General features: G+C 67.3%; 18 protein-coding genes. 8 read left to right on the forward strand and 10 right to left on the reverse strand.

The genetic code is table 11. From position 1 onward, the window contains the following. Nucleotides 1-23: 23 nt before the first annotated feature. From G9465_RS01905 to G9465_RS01925, 5 genes are all read left to right on the forward strand, one after another. On the forward strand, nucleotides 24-440 hold the full coding sequence (locus tag G9465_RS01905; protein ID WP_166967016.1) for an EamA family transporter: 417 nt from the start codon (nucleotides 24-26) through the stop codon (nucleotides 438-440). A 241-nt stretch (nucleotides 441-681) separates the two neighbouring features. Then, nucleotides 682-960, forward strand: coding sequence for a DUF5808 domain-containing protein (locus tag G9465_RS01910; RefSeq protein WP_166967018.1), 279 nt, complete (start codon nucleotides 682-684; stop codon nucleotides 958-960). 71 nt (nucleotides 961-1031) lie between these two features. Then, complete coding sequence (locus tag G9465_RS01915) at nucleotides 1032-1682, forward strand: non-canonical purine NTP pyrophosphatase (RefSeq protein ID WP_166967020.1); 651 nt, start codon at nucleotides 1032-1034, stop codon at nucleotides 1680-1682. A gap of 112 nt (nucleotides 1683-1794) precedes the next feature. Beyond that, on the forward strand, nucleotides 1795-2565 hold the full coding sequence (locus G9465_RS01920) for an SDR family oxidoreductase (protein WP_166967022.1): 771 nt from the start codon (nucleotides 1795-1797) through the stop codon (nucleotides 2563-2565). 131 nt (nucleotides 2566-2696) lie between these two features. After that, nucleotides 2697-4394 carry a methyl-accepting chemotaxis protein gene (locus G9465_RS01925; RefSeq protein WP_166967024.1) on the forward strand — a complete coding sequence of 566 codons (1698 nt, stop codon included), beginning with the start codon at nucleotides 2697-2699 and terminating at the stop codon, nucleotides 4392-4394. Here the strand turns inward: G9465_RS01925 and G9465_RS01930 are convergent. The 4 genes from G9465_RS01930 to G9465_RS01945 form a co-directional block, all read right to left on the reverse strand. Further along, nucleotides 4391-4867 (reverse strand): hypothetical protein, encoded by a 477-nt coding sequence (locus G9465_RS01930; protein ID WP_166967026.1) that lies wholly within the window; start codon nucleotides 4865-4867, stop codon nucleotides 4391-4393. The two genes, G9465_RS01925 and G9465_RS01930, sit on opposite strands and share 4 nt — an antisense overlap. Nucleotides 4868-5173: 306 nt before the next feature. Then, entirely contained in the window at nucleotides 5174-5833 is a 660-nt protein-coding gene (locus tag G9465_RS01935) for a TrkA family potassium uptake protein (RefSeq protein WP_166967028.1), read from the reverse strand. 51 nt (nucleotides 5834-5884) lie between these two features. Then, the gene (locus G9465_RS01940; protein ID WP_166967030.1) at nucleotides 5885-7438 is read right to left on the reverse strand and encodes a CARDB domain-containing protein; all 1554 of its coding nucleotides are present in this window, start codon (nucleotides 7436-7438) and stop codon (nucleotides 5885-5887) included. Between the two features lie 180 nt (nucleotides 7439-7618). After that, on the reverse strand, nucleotides 7619-8560 hold the full coding sequence (locus G9465_RS01945) for a hypothetical protein (RefSeq protein ID WP_166966274.1): 942 nt from the start codon (nucleotides 8558-8560) through the stop codon (nucleotides 7619-7621). A gap of 276 nt (nucleotides 8561-8836) precedes the next feature. On the opposite strand from G9465_RS01945, the gene rnz reads away from it, so the two are divergent. Beyond that, nucleotides 8837-9760: a ribonuclease Z gene (rnz, locus tag G9465_RS01950; RefSeq protein ID WP_166967032.1), complete on the forward strand. Its 924-nt coding sequence runs from the start codon at nucleotides 8837-8839 to the stop codon at nucleotides 9758-9760. 57 nt (nucleotides 9761-9817) lie between these two features. Beyond that, nucleotides 9818-10891, forward strand: coding sequence for a Gfo/Idh/MocA family protein (locus G9465_RS01955; RefSeq protein WP_166967034.1), 1074 nt, complete (start codon nucleotides 9818-9820; stop codon nucleotides 10889-10891). A gap of 251 nt (nucleotides 10892-11142) precedes the next feature. On the opposite strand, the gene G9465_RS01960 is transcribed toward G9465_RS01955, so the two are convergent. The 3 genes from G9465_RS01960 to G9465_RS01970 form a co-directional block, all read right to left on the reverse strand. After that, nucleotides 11143-11337 carry a helix-turn-helix transcriptional regulator gene (locus G9465_RS01960; RefSeq protein ID WP_166967036.1) on the reverse strand — a complete coding sequence of 65 codons (195 nt, stop codon included), beginning with the start codon at nucleotides 11335-11337 and terminating at the stop codon, nucleotides 11143-11145. Next, nucleotides 11334-11729 (reverse strand): hypothetical protein, encoded by a 396-nt coding sequence (locus G9465_RS01965; protein WP_166967038.1) that lies wholly within the window; start codon nucleotides 11727-11729, stop codon nucleotides 11334-11336. Before G9465_RS01965 ends, G9465_RS01960 begins: the two co-directional genes overlap by 4 nt. A 114-nt stretch (nucleotides 11730-11843) precedes the next feature. Beyond that, nucleotides 11844-12449 carry a DJ-1/PfpI family protein gene (locus G9465_RS01970; RefSeq protein ID WP_166967040.1) on the reverse strand — a complete coding sequence of 202 codons (606 nt, stop codon included), beginning with the start codon at nucleotides 12447-12449 and terminating at the stop codon, nucleotides 11844-11846. 91 nt (nucleotides 12450-12540) lie between these two features. Between G9465_RS01970 and G9465_RS01975 the strand changes: the two genes are divergently transcribed. Further along, nucleotides 12541-13419: a PhzF family phenazine biosynthesis protein gene (locus tag G9465_RS01975; protein WP_166967042.1), complete on the forward strand. Its 879-nt coding sequence runs from the start codon at nucleotides 12541-12543 to the stop codon at nucleotides 13417-13419. A gap of 45 nt (nucleotides 13420-13464) precedes the next feature. Here G9465_RS01975 and G9465_RS01980 read toward each other — a convergent pair whose 3' ends face one another. From G9465_RS01980 to G9465_RS01990, 3 genes are all read right to left on the reverse strand, one after another. Continuing rightward, on the reverse strand, nucleotides 13465-13620 hold the full coding sequence (locus tag G9465_RS01980) for a hypothetical protein (protein WP_166967044.1): 156 nt from the start codon (nucleotides 13618-13620) through the stop codon (nucleotides 13465-13467). A 278-nt stretch (nucleotides 13621-13898) separates the two neighbouring features. Then, complete coding sequence (locus G9465_RS01985) at nucleotides 13899-14873, reverse strand: aldo/keto reductase (RefSeq protein ID WP_166967046.1); 975 nt, start codon at nucleotides 14871-14873, stop codon at nucleotides 13899-13901. Nucleotides 14874-15168: 295 nt separating this feature from the next. Next, a complete protein-coding gene (locus G9465_RS01990; RefSeq protein WP_166967048.1) occupies nucleotides 15169-16302 on the reverse strand; it encodes a thiolase family protein in 1134 nt (377 codons plus the stop codon).

Here is a 16302-nt window from a genome sequence, read left to right on the forward strand (position 1 = left end):
GCCTCCCAGTTGTCACCCAGCGTATGAACTACATCGCGTGGGCGGTGCTCGCGCTCGTCGGCTACACGCTCGTCCCGCCGCTGGCGAAACTGGCGACGGCCGAGATTCCCAGCGACGTCGTCCTCCTCATCTCCAACGGGATACTAATCGTCGCCGCCATCGGCCTCGTCGTCGCCACCGACCTCTCGGTGGCGAAGTACCTCAGCCACGAGGACGCGGTGTACGCCTACGGCGCCGGCATCGCACTGACCGTCGGCATCATCGCGTACTACCGGGCGCTGGCGGCCGGCCCGGTCAGCGTCGTCGTCCCCATCTTCGGAATGTTCATCGCGACCAGTTCCGTCATCGGCATCCTCTTTCTGGAGGAGTCCCTGACAGCGCGGAAGGCCGCCGGCATCGGGATGGCGGTGCTCGCCGTGTATCTCACGTCCGTCGAGTGAACACGCCGGACGGTGGCCGGGAGCGGTCTCAGTGCCGCGAAGACGGGGGAGGCGTGCCATCGAACAGTCCGCCGAGCGAAGCGAGGCGGTTCACCGGCCGCGAACGGAGTGAGCGGCCGGCCGTTTTTCCCATGTTTTTGCAAGGGGGGTGCCCGCAGCGAACGGAGTGAGCGAGGACATCCACCGCAGTAAAAAGTGGGTAGTGACAAACGACTTAACGTCGGGGTGAGTACACGGGCGTATGGCAGACAAACCGCAGTCAGGGACCTTGTTTGGCGTGCCGTACAACTTCGAGCGACCGAGTCTCAAGCGGTTAGTGTCGTCGTACTGGCAGCCCGGTGACGGGATGCTCGTCGAGAAACCGTTCGGCATCGGCTACACGCTGAACCTCGCCAACTGGCGGTCGTGGGTCGTCCTCCTCGTCGCCGGCGCCATGCTGTATCTGGAACGCAACAGCGGGTCCGAGGGCTTCGAGGACGGAGACGAGAAGGACGAACCCGTCGAAGTCGTCGTCGACTGAGACAGAGTCGACCGAGAGCGGTCCACACGACGGACCGACGCTTCTTTTGTCGCCGCCCGCCCTGTCTCGGTATGCTCAATTTCGTGACGACCAACCCCGGGAAGGTCCGGGAGGCGACCGAGTATCTGGACGACGAGGTGGTTCAGTTCGACTTCGACTACCCCGAGATTCAGGCCGACGATCTGGGGGCGGTCGCGGCCCACGGCGCACGGTCGGCCTACCGGGCCGCCGACGGGCCGGTCATCGTCGACGACGCCGGCCTGTTCATCGATACCTTCGACGGCTTCCCCGGTCCGTACTCCTCGTACGTCGAGGACACCGTCGGCGTCGAGGGCGTCTGGCGGATGACCGAACCCGAAGACGACCACGCCGCCGCGTTCAAGACGGTCATCGCCTACTGCGACGGCGAGGACTTCGCGGCGACGCCGGAACCGGTCGATAGGGACGAGCGACGGGGACAGGACCTCGCCAGCGACGAACGCGGGGCCGCGACCACCGACGAACAGGTACAAGGCGGCGAGGAGTCGCTCCCGGTCAAGTTGTTCGAGGGGCGTGTCCCCGGCGAAATCGTCGCGCCGCGCGGTGACGGCGGGTTCGGGTTCGACCCCATCTTCGAACACGACGGTACGACGTTCGCCGAGATGAGCACCGAGGAGAAAAACGCCGTCTCCCACCGCGGGCGGGCGCTGGCGAAGTTCGCGGAGTGGTACGCCGAGCGATGAGCGAGGCGTACGTCGAAAGACGCGACCACGTCTTTCGGAAGTTGCACCGACGGCGCGAAGCGACGGCGGTACACCCCAAACGACCGGACGGGCGTGAGGGGAACGCCGAGCGATGAACGAACGCGGCACGGCCCTGATTACGGGGGCGTCGGCGGGCATCGGCGAAGCGCTGGCTCGCGAGTTCGCCGGCCACGGCCACGACGTGGTGCTGGTGGCCCGGCGAGAGGAGCGTCTCGAATCGCTGGCCGCCGACCTCGAACGCGAGGGCGTGGCTGCCGAAACGGTCGCGATGGACCTCGACAGCGCCTCGGCGGCCGAGGATTTACACGAGACAGTCACCGAGCGCGGCCTCGACGTCGATATCCTCGTCAACAACGTCGGCGTCGGCACCTACGGGCCGTTCGCCGAGAGCGACCTCGACGCCGAGCGCACCCAATTGCGACTGAACGTCGTCTTGCCCGTCGAACTCACGCGCCGCTTCCTCGACGAGTTCGACGGCGGCGGGAAAGTGTTGAACGTCGGCTCCGTCGCCGGGTTCCAGCCGGGACCGAACCTCGCGGGCTACTACGCCAGCAAGGCCTACGTCAACAGTTTCACCGAGGCTATCGCCGCGGAGTTGCGAGACGAGGTGGCCGTGACGCTGCTGTGTCCCGGCCCCGTCGACACCGAGTTCCAGTCCCGGGCCGGGATGGGCGACTCGGCGGTCGGTCGCCTCACCTCGAACACGCCCGAGGCCGTCGCCGAATCGGCCTACGAGGGGTTGATGGCCGGCGAGACGGTCGTGGTCCCGAGTCGGGCGATGCGGGTCGTGGACCTGCTGGGTCGGGTGACGCCGCGGCCGGTCGTCCGCCGGGTCGCGACGTGGGTCAACGGTGGGCGCTGAGTCTCACGGCTGAAAGCCGAGTCAGAGAGGCACAGTCTCCATGGCAGAGCGGCCGTCCAGCTGACGTCCCCCTTTTCGAATTTTGAGAACGGCTCCGTGTATTGAAATACCGTACTGGCAAATACCGGCGTATGTCGAACACGTTCATCCGACGGTACAAGGGACTGATACGCAGGTCGCTCGACGTGTTCGGAGTCGCTGGCTCCGTCGAGCGGAAGGTACTGGCAGCCGTCGGCCTCCAGTTTGCGGCCTCGGTCGCACTCGCCGCCGTCGCGTTCCTCCTGAGCGGTGTCGCACAGGTCGCTCTCACCGGACTTCTGCTGACCGGCGCGACGCTGGCCTTCGCCAACACGGTGTTCATCACCCGCGAGGACTTCGTCGACCCGGTCGTCACGCTCTCGGAGCGTGCGGACCGCATCGCCGACGGTGAGGTCGACGTCGACGTGCCAGACAGCGACCGCGAGGACGAGGTAGCGAGTCTACTGGCCTCCTTCGGCGCCATGCAATCGTCGCTGGAGACGGTGTCTCGGCAGGCCGACGCGCTCTCGCGGCAGGCGTTCGACGACCCGGTCATGGACGAGGACGTCCCCGGCACCTTCGGGGAGTCGCTGGACCGGATGGCGACCAACGTAGACGAGTACACGACCGAACTCCAGCAGATGACCGAGGACCTCGAACGCCGGTCCGCGGCGCTCTCGGAACTGGTGACGGCCTTCGGCGACGCGGCAGAGCGGGCGAAGACGGGCGATTTGACCGCGACTATCGACGCCGAGTTCGACGACGTCGACGAGGAGTTCCAGCGGGTCGTCGCCGATTACAACGACCTCGTGACGACGCTCGCGGACACCGTCGGCGAGGTGACCGAGTTCGCCGACGAGGTGGCCGAGACCAGCGACAGCGTCACCGAGAGCGTCGCCGAGATAGACCGGGCCAGCGACGAGATAGCCCGCTCGGTGCAGGAGATCTCCGCGGGCGCGAGCCAGCAGTCCGACCGTCACGACCGGGTCGCAGACGACATGAACACGCTGTCGGCGACCGTCGAGGAGATAGCGGCCACCGCCGACGACGCCGCCCAGACGGCCGAACGGGCCGCGGCCCGTGGGCGGGAGGGTCGCGAGGAGGCCGCCGACGCGATCGAGGAACTGGAGACGATGACGGGCCGCATCGACGACATCGCCACGTCGGTCGACGGCCTCGTCGAGCAGATCGCCGAGATAGACGAGGTGGTCGACCTCATCACCGACGTGGCCGAGCAGACGAACATGCTGGCGCTGAACGCCTCCATCGAGGCGGCGCGGGCCGACGTCGAGGGCGACGGGTTCGCCGTCGTCGCCGACGAGGTGAAGTCACTGGCCGAGGAGACGCGCGACGCCGCCGCGGACGTCTCCGAGCGCATCGAGGCGGTCCAGACGGCCGCCAGCGAGACCGTCAGCGATGTCGAAGCGACGAACGAGCGCGTAGTCGACAGCACCGACACCATCGAGTCGACGCTGCGGGACTTCGAGGACATCGTCGACGTGGTCGGCGAGGTCAACGACGCCATCCAGGAGATCTCCGACGCGACCGCCCAGCAGGCCGAAACGACACAGGAAGTCGTCGTGGCGGTCGACGAGGTAGCGACCGTGAGCGACCAGACGAAGGCGGAGGCCGAGTCCGTCGCCGCCGCGACCCAGCAACAGACCGCAAGCATCTCCGAGGTGACCGACGAGGTCCGTGCCGTCGCCGACCGGACCGACGACCTGTACGACCTGCTGACGGCATTCGCGGTCGGCGACGGCGCTGCGGACCGGCAACGGGTGACGGCTGTCGCGTCGAGCGCCGACGACTAGGCCCGCGGGTCCCGGTCGGGACCGGGATACTCGCCGCCTTCGACGGCCTCGTACAGCGATGCCGGGTCGAACAGGCGGGCGAACGCGTCGGGCGACCGGACGCTCACCGGCATGTGTGACTGGAGCGAGAGCCCGGCCTTCGCGCTCCGGAGACTCTCCTCGTAGGTGAGTAGGTGCGCGGCGTCGCCGCGATAGGCGGAGGCCAGCGCCGGGTGGTCGTCCTCGGGGTGTTCGACCGCTTCGCGTTCGCGCTCGATTCGCTCGCGCCACGCTTCTGCGAGCGAGTCGTCGCTCAGGTCCCGAATCACGGCCTCGCCGTCGTCCAGTAGCGGGTCGCTGGCGACGAGGGTAACCCACGAGTGTCGCCGGACGTGGTCGAGTGCATCGCGGGCAGGGTTGTCGTCACCACAGAGCACGTCCGCCGCGAGGACGTCGGCGTCGGCGACGACGCGGGCGGGCGCGGCCTCAGTCATCGTCGGCCTCCCCGCGGTGCGCCCGGAGTCGCTCCCGCACCGCGTCGACGCTCGTCTCGTGTGCCCGCGCTCGCTCGAACAGGTCAGCCCAACTCATGCGTGAGGGGACGACGGGCAAGGGAAAAAGCCGTGTCGTGTGCCGTCCGTCTGACGGGAGTTTATATCGGACGGGACTCTCCCCTCGATACGGGCGCGCAACGGCAATCTACACCGCTGCTTGCGTGCTTGCAGCGCATCCCATCCTCCCGGCGCGCGCCCGGACACCGCACCCCCTTTCCGTTCTTCACAGACACGCCGCAGGCAGCCTCAGGTCCCGCCCTTGAGCGACGCCCGAACGTCGTCGAGGCCGTCGGGTGCAGCCATCACGGCGACGCTGTCGCCGGCCTCGATGACCGTCTGCGGGAGCGGAATCGTCATCGGTTCGTGGCTGCTACCGTGGGCGTAGATGTGGGCGTCGCCCGGCAACTCCACCTCGACGACGCGCTTACCGATGACCGGCGAGCCCTCGGGCACCTCGACGCTGGCGATAGACAGGCGTTCGGTCAGGTCCGCGAGGACGTTGAAGTCCCCGCCCAGCAGTGCCGTCTTTGCGCCGGCAGCGCCGAGACGTTCGGGGTAGATTATCTCGTCGACATCGGCGGCGTACTTCTCGTAAATCTCCTCGCGGTAGTCGGCGTCAATGCGGAGGACGGTCCGACAGCCGTGTTCCTTGCCGATCATACAGGCCGTGAAGTTCGTGTTGAGGTCCCCGGTGAGGCCGCCGATGGCGTCGGCGGTGTCGATGCCGGCTTCTTCTAAGACCGACTCCTCGCTGCCGTCGCCGGCGACGACGGTGAACCCATCGTCTCTGGCCCGGTCGACCTTCTCCGGTTCCCATTCGACGATGACGACGTCGTGGCCTTCGCTCTGGAGGATGCGTGCGGTCCGGGTACCGACGCGACCGTACCCGACGATGACGAACTTCATGGCGCGGGGTACGACAGCCAGGGATAAAAATGTGAACGTGTGACAGTGTCGTCAGCCAGCGGTTTCGTTGACGACGGTGACGTTCCCCGCGTCGGTCACGGGTTGGCCGTCCGCGACATAGGGTCCGTCGTCGTCGCCAGCGCTCGCGACGAAGTCGTACGTCTCGTCGTCCGTCGTCTCCAGATGCGGCATCGCGATGAGCGTCTGGTTCTCGGTCAGGGTCGGTTCGGCGAAGCCGGCACCGGACACGTCGAACAGTTCGACGGTCACCTCGTCGTACTCGCCGGGTTCGAGGTACTCGGAGACGCCGATGACGCTCCCGACGACGTTGCCCTCCAGCAGGCTACTGTCGTGGATGACGACGTAGCCGCCCTCGGAGACGGAGACGTCGGTCACGACGACGGTCGTCCCGTCCGAACTCTGGTCGTCGAGGGTCACGCTCGCCGTCGGTGCCTCCGTCTCGTTGTCGGCGGGTACCTCCGTCTCGTTCTCTTCGGGTACCTCCGTCTCGTTCTCGTCCGCGCCGGCGACAGTGACGTTCGCGGCGTCGACCACGGGTTCGCCGTCAGCGAGGAACGGGCCGTCGTCGGCACCGTCGCTGGCGACGAAGTCGTACGTCTCGTCACCCGTCGTCTCGTTGTGCGGCATCGCGATGAACGTCCCGTCTTCGGTCAGTGCCGTCTCGTTGAACTCGGCACCCTCGACGTCGAACAGCGTGACCGTGACGTTCTCGTACTCGCCCGCTTCGAGGTACTCCGAGACGCCGACGACGCTCCCGACGACGTTGCCCTCCAGCAGGCTACTGTCGTGAATCGTCACGTACCCGTCGCTCGGCACGACCAGTTCGTCGACGGTGACGGTCGTGCCGTCGGACTCCTGATCGTTCATCACGACCGAGGCGGTCTCCGGCCCCGGCTCTTCGACGGTAATCTCGGCGAACTGACCATCGTCGCGGGTGAACACGCTATGGACGTACGTGCCGGGCGGGGCGCCCTCCGTCGAGACGTTGAACGTCACGTCCTCGTCGTCCTCGTCGTCGATAGTGACCGCCTGCGTCTCGACCAGCGAGCCAGCGAGCCAGAACGAGACGTTCTGCGTGGTGTCGAAGTCGTTCGGATTCTCCAGTTCGACGTCGACGGTAACCGTGTCACCGGCCTCGACGGTGTCGGGTGCGTCGAAGTCCTCGATAGTGAACGACTCCGAGACGACGAGTTCGGCCGTCTGTCCGTTCGAGCGGGTGAACACGCCGTGGCGGTAGTCACCGGGGTCGAGCCCACCCGTGTCGGCGGTGAACGTGACGACTTGGCTCTCGCCGGGGGCGAGCGTGAGGACCGCCCGGTCGGCGACGGCACCACCGACCCGGAACTCGACCGGTTGCGTGCCGCGCTGGGCGCCGTCGTTGGTCACCTCCGCGGTGACGGTGACGGTCGACCCGGGTGCAGCGCTCTCGGGAGCCGACAGGATATCGACGGTGAACGACGCCGATTGGGCTGTCGAACCGTCCTGTTGTTGTGGTGTTACTCCGGGGACGGCGGCGACTTGCGTGGCGACCGCACCGGTGGCTATCAATGCGAGCAATACGGCGAGCGTTCTGGTTCGTATCATGGCTTAATTCGTGTCGTCAGTGGGTCGACGACGCGAACGATGGGTAGGAAGGAGCGCCGATAAACGGCTCAGACAGTTCAGAGTCGAAGGTCCGGCCAACCGATTGCTAAGGCAGAGTTAGCGAAAGAAAGACGAGCTTTGTCCGTGAGTCTCCGTCGGCGTGTCGCGGGAGTTCCGGTATCAGCCAGTGGATTCACCGGGCGTGCCGGTCTCGGTGCCCGTCTCCGTCGACGTCTCGGTGCCGCCCTCGGTCGGCGTCTCCGTGCCGGTACCCGACTCGGTGGGCGTGGCGGTCTCGGTGCCGCCCTCGGTCGGCGTCTCCGTCTCGGTGGTTTCGTTCCCGGCGTCGGCGACAGTCACGTTCGCGCTGTCGGTCACCAGTTCGCCGTCAACGACGTACGGGCCGTCCTCCAGACTGAACGTACTGACGTAGTCGAACGTCTGGTTGTCGTTGCTGTCGACGTGGAGCATCGCCGTGAGGGTCTGGTCTTCAGTCAGCGTCACCTGCGGACCCTCGTCTGCCGTCTCGGTTCCCGTCTCGGTTCCCGTCTCAGTTGCCGTCTCGGTTCCCGTCTCGGTTCCCGTCTCGGTTCCCGTCTCAGTTGCCGTCTCGGTTCCCGTCTCGGTTCCCGTCTCGGTTCCCGTCTCGGTTCCCGTCTCAGTTGCCGTCTCAGTTGCCGTCTCGGTTCCCGTCTCAGTTGCCGTCTCGGTTCCCGTCTCGGTTCCCGTCTCAGTTGCCGTCTCGGTTCCCGTCTCGGTTCCCGTCTCAGTCTCGTTCGCTGCGGTCTCGTTATCCGTCGCCTCGTCGTCCGTCGTCTCCGGACCGAAGTCGGCACCGGGGACGTCGTACAGCGTGATGGTCACTTCGTCGTACTGACCGGGTTCGAGATACTCCGAGACGCCGATAGCGCTGTTGAGCGCGTCACCGCGCTGCAGTATTTCGTCGTGGATGACGACGTACCCGCCGTCCGGGACCGTGACGTTCGACACCGTTACGGTCGTCCCGTCGGACTCCTGGTCGTCGAACGTGACCGAGGGTGTGAGAGTAGTCTGGTTGGCTGTCGTCTCGTTGTCCGCCTGTGTCGCGTTGTCTGTCTCCGGCGTGTCCTGCTGTGCCGTCATACCGGGTACCGCAACCACCGCTTGCGCGGCGAGCATCCCGGTCACAAGGACAGCCAAAAACACAGCGACGAATTTAGTCCGTGTCATGTGAATCAGTAGCGTCAGTTCGTTGACGACGCGGGCGGTGGGACACGGGTTGGACCGATAAACCGCCACGACCGTTCAGAACCGAAGAGAGGGCCATCCGAGTGCAAGGCACACGTTAGCGCTCGAAAGGTCGGCTTTGGCGGCCGGCTTTCGACACGCGTTTACGCGACGGCGGCCGACGGTACGACGATGCGAGTGACGTTCCTCGGGACGAGCGGTGCCATCCCGACGACCCAGCGAAACACAAGCAGTATCTTCGTCAACCGCGAGGGCGACTACCTCCTCTTTGACTGCGGCGAAGGCACCCAGCGCCAGATGATGCGCTACGGCACCGGGTTCGCCGTCGACCACCTCTTCGTCACCCACCTCCACGGCGACCACGTGCTTGGGATTCCGGGCCTCCTCCAGACGTTCGACTTCAACGACCGCGAGGACCCCGTCGCCATCCACACGCCGGCGGGCACCCGCGGGAACGTCAAGCAACTCATCGAGGCCAACGGGACCACCCCCTCCTACCCGGTCCGTATCAACGAGGTGTCGGCCGGCGACACCGTACTCGACCGCCCGGAGTACGAGGTACGTGCCATCGCGACCGAACACCGCTGTGCCTCTGTCGGGTACGTCCTCGCCGAGGACGACCGCAAGGGCGAGTTCGACCGCCAGAAGGCCGAGGAGGAACTGGGCATCCCGCCGGGACCGAAGTACTCGAAACTCCACCGCGGCGAGGCCGTCGAACACGACGGCCGGACCGTCCACCCCGAGGAAGTCGTCGGCCCGTCGCGGCCCGGTCGGACGGTCGTCTACACCGGCGACACGCTCCCGACCCAGTCGGTCATCGAGGCCAGCGAGGGGGCAGACCTGCTGGTCCACGATGCCACCTTCGCCGAGGACCGGAAGGAACGGGCGAAGGCGACGGCCCACTCTACCGCGAAAGAGGCCGCCGACGTGGCCCAGCAAGCGGGCGTCCGGTCGCTGGCGCTGACCCACATTTCGACGCGCTACGCCGGACGGGCCGGCACACTCGCCGGGGAGGCCCGCGAGCGCTTCGACGGCGAGGCCTTCGTCGCCGAGGACGGGATGGAGCGCCACGTCCAGTTCCCCGACAGCGAGTAGGACGCACCGACCGCAGATAGCGCGACATTTATTGATGCACGGCGTTGGTACGTACCAATGACATACCGGATGGTACACGTCGGCCTCGGCGGACAGGGTCGACACTGGGCAACCGAAGCGATTCCACCCAACGTCGACGCCGGCCGTGTCGAAGTCGTGGCGGCCGTGGATATGGACCCCGAACGCCTCGAACGCGCCGAGACAGACCTCGACCTCTCGCCCGAGCGCTGTTACACCGACCTCGAGACCGCCCTCTCGGAGCGTGATGCGGACTTCTGTTCCGTCGTCACGCCGCCAGCGGCCCACGAACCCGTCATCGAGACGGCGCTGGACCACGGCCTCGACATCATCTCCGAGAAACCCATCGCCGACACGCTGGAAGGGTCGGTCCGCATCGCTCGGAAGGTCCGCGAGGCCGACGCGAAGATGGGCGTCACGATGAGCCACCGCTACGATCAGGACAAGACGACCTTCCGGCGCGCGCTCACAGAGGCCGGTCCCATCGACTACCTCACCGCCCGCTACACCGGGAACGTCCGCGAGCGTGGCCTCTACTCCGAGTACGTTCACGAGATGGGGGACATGCTGTTGCTCGACGGCGCCATTCACCACTTGGACATGCTCCGTGCGTTCGCCGACGCCCGCTGTGAGCGCGTCTACGCCGAGACGTGGGTTCCCGACGGCGCCGACTACGAAGGCGACTGCACCGGCCTCGTCACCCTCCACTTCGAGGACGGTACCCGCGCGCAGTACGAGGGGAGTTACGCCAACGCGACGACGCTCAACGGCTGGGGCCACGAGCAGTTCCGCGCCGAGTGCAAGGACGAGACCGTCGTCCTCGACAACCGCGACGTCGAACGGTTCCCCTTCGACCCGGACCGCGTGGGCAACTGGGAGGGCGTCCAGAAGGGCGACGGTCAGCAGGTACCGCCCGCCGAACGGCCCCTCTGGGAGAACGCGTGGCTCATCGAGCAGTTCTGCGAATGGCTAGACGGCGGCGAGCCCATGGCCACCCGCGTCGAGGAGACGCTCCAGTCGATGGCCATCGTCTTCGCCGCCATCGAGAGCAGCGAGCGCGGCGAAGCCGTGAACGTTCAGGCCCTCTTGGACGACGCTCGCCAGAGCGCCTAGGACGAGTACGGGTTGCTGTATCTGTTGCAGCGACTGCCGCGAACAACCAGAAAGTCCCGACCGAATCAGGCGGGACTGAAAGGAGCCACCAGCGTGGCGGTCGGCACAGTCGACCGCCCACGCTCCGGGAAGACGGGTGACGGAAGGACCGCAGGGACGAACGGAGTGATGCCGAGGACCGCAACGAAGCCCTCGACCGGGGGCTTTCTGGCCGTTGTATCTGCAGTCCGAACGAGCGACGCCGACGAGAGTCACGCCTCCGGCGAGAAGATGTCCTCGATGGCGCAGTCGTAGTGGTCGGCCAGCGCGAACGCCAGTTCCAGCGAGGGGTCGTAGCGGTCGCGTTCCAGCGCGTTGATAGTCTGGCGGGTGACGCCGACGGCGGCCGCGAGGTCGGCCTGACTCTCGCCGCGGCCCTCGCGGAGGGCGGGCAGGCGGTTGTTCATCGCTTCGACCGGGCGACGGCGACCATGAGCCCCCAGATGGCGAACAGACCGGCGACGAACCAGCCCAGATGCGCCAGCCAGAGGGGCCACTCGACGATGCCCAGCGCCCGCAGGGCCGTCAGCGTCGGGAAGACGACGGCCGAACTCATCCCGACGGCGGCGACGGTGTTGGCGCCGGCTTCCTGAAAGACGGTCGTGTCTCGCTCGTCGAACATGACGACCGACGAGCGGTGTTGCAGGGCGGTCGCGCCAAGCGCCCCCAACGCGAACGCGCCGACGCCGACGAGCGGATACCCGACGGCGATGAGGAGGGCGAATACGAGGCCAGCGGCGGCCCAGAGCCCGAAGTACGTGCGTCGATACGTCGTCGTGGTGTGTGCGGTTGCAGTCATCGGGAACCACGTAAAGCGGCCTTTCCGTAAAGCTCGCTTTACGTGTAAAACGTGCTTTACACACGAACTTAAAATTTGTCGTCACGCTACCGGCGGATCCGACCGTCAGCACCCTCACGCCGACCGGTGAACCGACCCACGGGACTCGTACTCCATCTCCGTCGTCACGGCGTCGGCAGTCTCGGCGCCCCACTCACGCTCGACGAGGTGGACCGCGAGGTCCAGTCCCGAGGTGACGCCGCCAGCGGTGAGTACGTCGCCGTCGTCGACGACGCGGGCGTCGACCACCGTGGCGGCCGTCTCGCGCAGGTCGTCGAGTGCGCCGCGGTGGGTGACGGCAGGGCGTCCGTCCAGCACGCCGGCACGGGCGAGGAGCATCCCGCCGGTGCAGACCCCCGCGATGGTCGTCCCTCGCCCGTAAGCGGCCGCGATGGCGTCGGGCAGGTCACCCCGGTCGGCTTCCGTGCGTGCGCCCGCATCGCTCCCGTCGTTCCACCCGCCGCCCGGAACCACGAGGAGGTCCGGGTCAGTGTCGGCGAGTGGCCCGTCTACGTCGACTGTGAGGCCGTGGCTGGCGGTGACCGTCGACTGGTCATCGACCGTCCGGAGCGTCACGTCCCACGTCGCACCGAACCGGGTGGCGTTCTCGAACACTTCGTAGGGGCCGATTGCGTCCAGTTCGTCGAAGCCGTCGTAACAGACCATTGCGACCGTCTCCATACCGGATGGACGAGGCGGGCGGCCAAAGCCGTGTGGGACAGCGAACCACACTATCCCCACGCTCTTTGTCGTCGCCGGCGAGACGTCTCGTATGTCCCACCCGTTCCACATCGTCGACGTGTTCGCCCGCGAGCGCTACGCCGGCAACCAGTTGGCCGTCGTCACCGACGCCGGCAACCGCTCGACGGAGACGATGCAAGCCATCGCCGGCGAGATGGACTACTCCGAGACGACGTTCGTCACCGGACCACCCGAAAACGGCGCGTGGCCGGTGCGCATCTTCACGCCCAATAGCGAGATTCCGTTCGCCGGCCATCCGACGCTGGGGACCGCCCACGTGATTCGAGAGCACCTCGCCGACGACCGACCGGCGACGGTGACGCTCGACCTCGGCGTGGGCGAGGTCCCGGTCGAGGCGCGGGAGGACGGGACGCTGTGGATGACTCAGCGGACCCCGGAGTTCGGCGAGCGACTCGACCACGCCGCGCTGGCCGAGGTGCTGGGCCTGCCGCGGGAGGCGCTCGACGACCGCTGGCCCGTGCGGGTGGTCTCGACCGGCCTGCCGACCATCGTCGTCCCGCTGACCGACCGCGAGGCGCTGACGAGTATCGACCTCGACCACGCGGCCTACGACCGGGTGACCGGCGACCGCGAGGCAAAGAACGTGCTGGCGTTCGCGCCCGACGCACGGAGCGAGGAGAACGACCTCGCGGCCCGCGTGTTCGCGCCGTTCTACGACGTGCCCGAAGACCCGGCGACTGGCTCCTCGAACGGCTGTCTCGCCGCGTACCTCGCTCGCACCGAGTACCGCGGCAGCCCCGTCGTCGACGTTCGGGTCGAACAGGGCTACGAGATGGGACGGCCGTCGCTCCTCTCCCTCCACGCCGACGCGAGCGCGGGCGACGACGTCCACGTCGCGGTCGGCGGGGGCGTGGTGCCGGTGGCGACCGGCGAGTTGCTCGACCCGTAGTCGCGACACGCGCGAGACGCCGACCGGGGCGGCCAGATGCCGCGGTCAGTTGAGCCACGGGTTGTCGACCGTCTCGAACCGGTGGCCGCAAGACGGGCATTCGACGAGTTGCGGCCCGTCGCTGGCGCTCACGACCGGGAAGCGGTGGCTCCACGTCAGGTGCCCACACTCGGGACAGCGGCGGACGACGGGCGGAATCATAGCGAAGTCGGGCCGTAGACTGTACGTGACGATAGTCCCCGACCGTGCAAATCGTTGGCGGGGAGACACGGATTGCGCCGTGGCTCCCGCCGATCAGCCTTCGTTTTCGGGACCCCTCACTGCGTTCGAAATCCAGCTACTCCACGGTTCGCTCCGCTCACCGTTCCGTCGAGGTTCCGCACTGCGTTCGGAACCTCGCTACTCCCCGCTTCACCGAGGGCCGTTCACTCCGTCGCGCCGCTCGCAACCCGAGGCCCCTCGTTTCACTCGGCGCCTCGCTACTCGTGCCCGTACACCGGCACCGGCTCGTACGGTTCTTCGAGGTAGGCCACGTCCGACGCCGAGAGGTCGATCTCCAGCGCTTCGACGGCGTCCTCCAGATGCTCGATGCTGGAGGTGCCGACGATGGGCGTGGTGACGTCGTCGTTCTGGAACTGCCACGCCAGCGCGATTTGGGCCATCGTCACGCCGTAGTCGGCCGCGAGTTCCTGTACGCGCTCGTTTATCTCCCGACTGCCCGGCCCCTCGGCGTACGGCACTTCGGCGTTCTCCGTCTCGTGGACGCCGCGGGTCGTCGACGTGAACTCCTCGTGGGGGCGCGTGAGATAGCCCGCGCCGAGCGGGCTCCACGGCATGACGCCGACGTTCTCCCGGTCACAGAGCGGGTACATCTCGCGTTCCTCCTCGCGGTAGGCCAGATGGTAGAGGTCCTGCATCGTCTCGAAACGCGCCAGCCCCTCCCGCTCACTGACGTGGAGCGCGCGCTGGAACTGGTGGGCCCACATCGAGGAGGCCCCGACGTGCCGGACCTGTCCGCGCCGGACCGCGTCGTCCAGCGCCCGCAGCGTCGTCTCGATGGGCGTATCGTAGTCCCAGCGGTGGATCTGGTAGAGGTCGACGGTGTCCATCCCCAACCGGTCGAGCGAGTTCGACAGTTCCTGCTCGATGGTCTTCCGGGAGAGACCGCGGGCGTTTCGGTGGTCGCTCGCGCCGGGAAACCGGACCTTCGTGGCGACGACCTGTTCGTCGCGGTCGTAGTCGGCGAGGACGTCGCCGAGAATCTGCTCGCTCTCGCCGGCCGAGTAGACGTTCGCGGTGTCGAAGAAATTCACACCGAGTTCGATGGCGCGCCCTAGCAGGTCGCGGCTCTCGTCTTCGTCCAGCATCCACTCGCGGTCGCTGCCGAAGCTCATACAGCCGAGACAGATTTTACTGACCTCGATACCGGTCGAGCCAAGCGTCGTGTACTCCATGAGCGGAGCAACGGCCGGGCACTCAAAACAGTTCGGGCGGCCGTGCCCGTCTGTTTCGGTTAGCGGTAGCAGTGTCAGACCGCCCCGGTGCTCTCGGCGCCCGCGACGCGCTACGCGCTTTGCGTGGGCCGTCGTCGGGGGTCGCTGAGAGTGCGGCCCACAGCCGGCCCGTTCGAGCAGCCAGCCTCGGGAGGCGTTCTAGCTGTCTGAATCGCGCTGCTCCGTGGCGTCCCGTCACTACACACCGCCCGCCGCTCGGTCCGTCGGTCAGCCAGTGCCGGCCACCGCTGCTATGCTACGGCCGGTGGAACTCGATGGCCGCACCCTGTCCGAACCCGACACACTCCGTCGCGAGACCGAGTTCGGCGTCGCGTTTCTGCATCTCGTGGACGAGCGTCACCGGTAGGCGGGCGCCCGACGCGCCGAGGGGGTGGCCGATGGCGATGGCACCGCCGTTGACGTTGTAGATGTCGTCGTCGAAGCCCAGTTCACGCTGGCAGTACAGGCACTGGGAGGCGAAGGCCTCGTTCAGTTCGACGAGGTCGTAGGCGTCGGTGTCACGGCCGGTGCGCTCGGCCAGTTGACGCACCGCGGGGACCGGGCCGATGCCCATCACCGTCGGGTCGACGCCGGCCACCTCGTGGGCACCGATTTCGGCCATCACGTCGAGGCCGCGTTCCTCGGCGAACTCGCGAGAGGTGACCAGCAGGCCGGCCGCGCCGTCCGAGACTTGGGAGGCGTTGCCGGGCGTGACCGTCCCGTCGGACTTGAACACCGTCGGCAGGCCGGCGAGCGTCTCTACGTCGGTGTCCCGGCGGATGCCCTCGTCCTCCTCGACGCGGCCCTCGTCCGTGCCGATGGAGACGAGTTCGTCGTCGAATCGCCCCGAATCGGTCGCCTCGGCGGCGCGCTGGTGGCTTCGGACGGCGTACTCGTCCTGTTCGCGCCGGGCGACGTCCTTCTCCTCGGCGACCTTCTCGGCGGTCATCCCCATCTGGAGTTCGCCGATGTTGTAGAGTTCGGCGAGTCGCGGGTGGACGTTGTGGGTGTTCTCGCCCATCTTCACGCGGGACATCGACTCGACGCCACCGGCGATGAGTACGTCACGCTGGCCGGCCGCGACGGCGTCGGCAGCCCGCATCAGCGCCTCCGCGGAGGAGGCACACCAGCGGTTGATAGTCGACGCCGGAACGCTCTCGCCGAGGTCCGACAGCAGGGCGATGACCCGCGCCACGTTGTTACCCTGCTCGCCGCGTTGCTGGGCACACCCCCAGAGCAGGTCGTCGACCTCGTCGCTCTCGACGCCAGTACTCGCGAGCAACTGGTTGACGAGCGGAACCGAGAGGTCCTCGCTACGTACGCCCGCGAGTGCGCCGTCCTCTTTCCCTTGTGGCGTCCGGACCGCATCTACGATGACCGGTGTCGGCAT

Origin of the sequence: Haloarcula sp. JP-L23 (assembly GCF_011602445.1) — an archaeon.
Taxonomy (GTDB): domain Archaea; phylum Halobacteriota; class Halobacteria; order Halobacteriales; family Haloarculaceae; genus Haloarcula; species Haloarcula pellucida.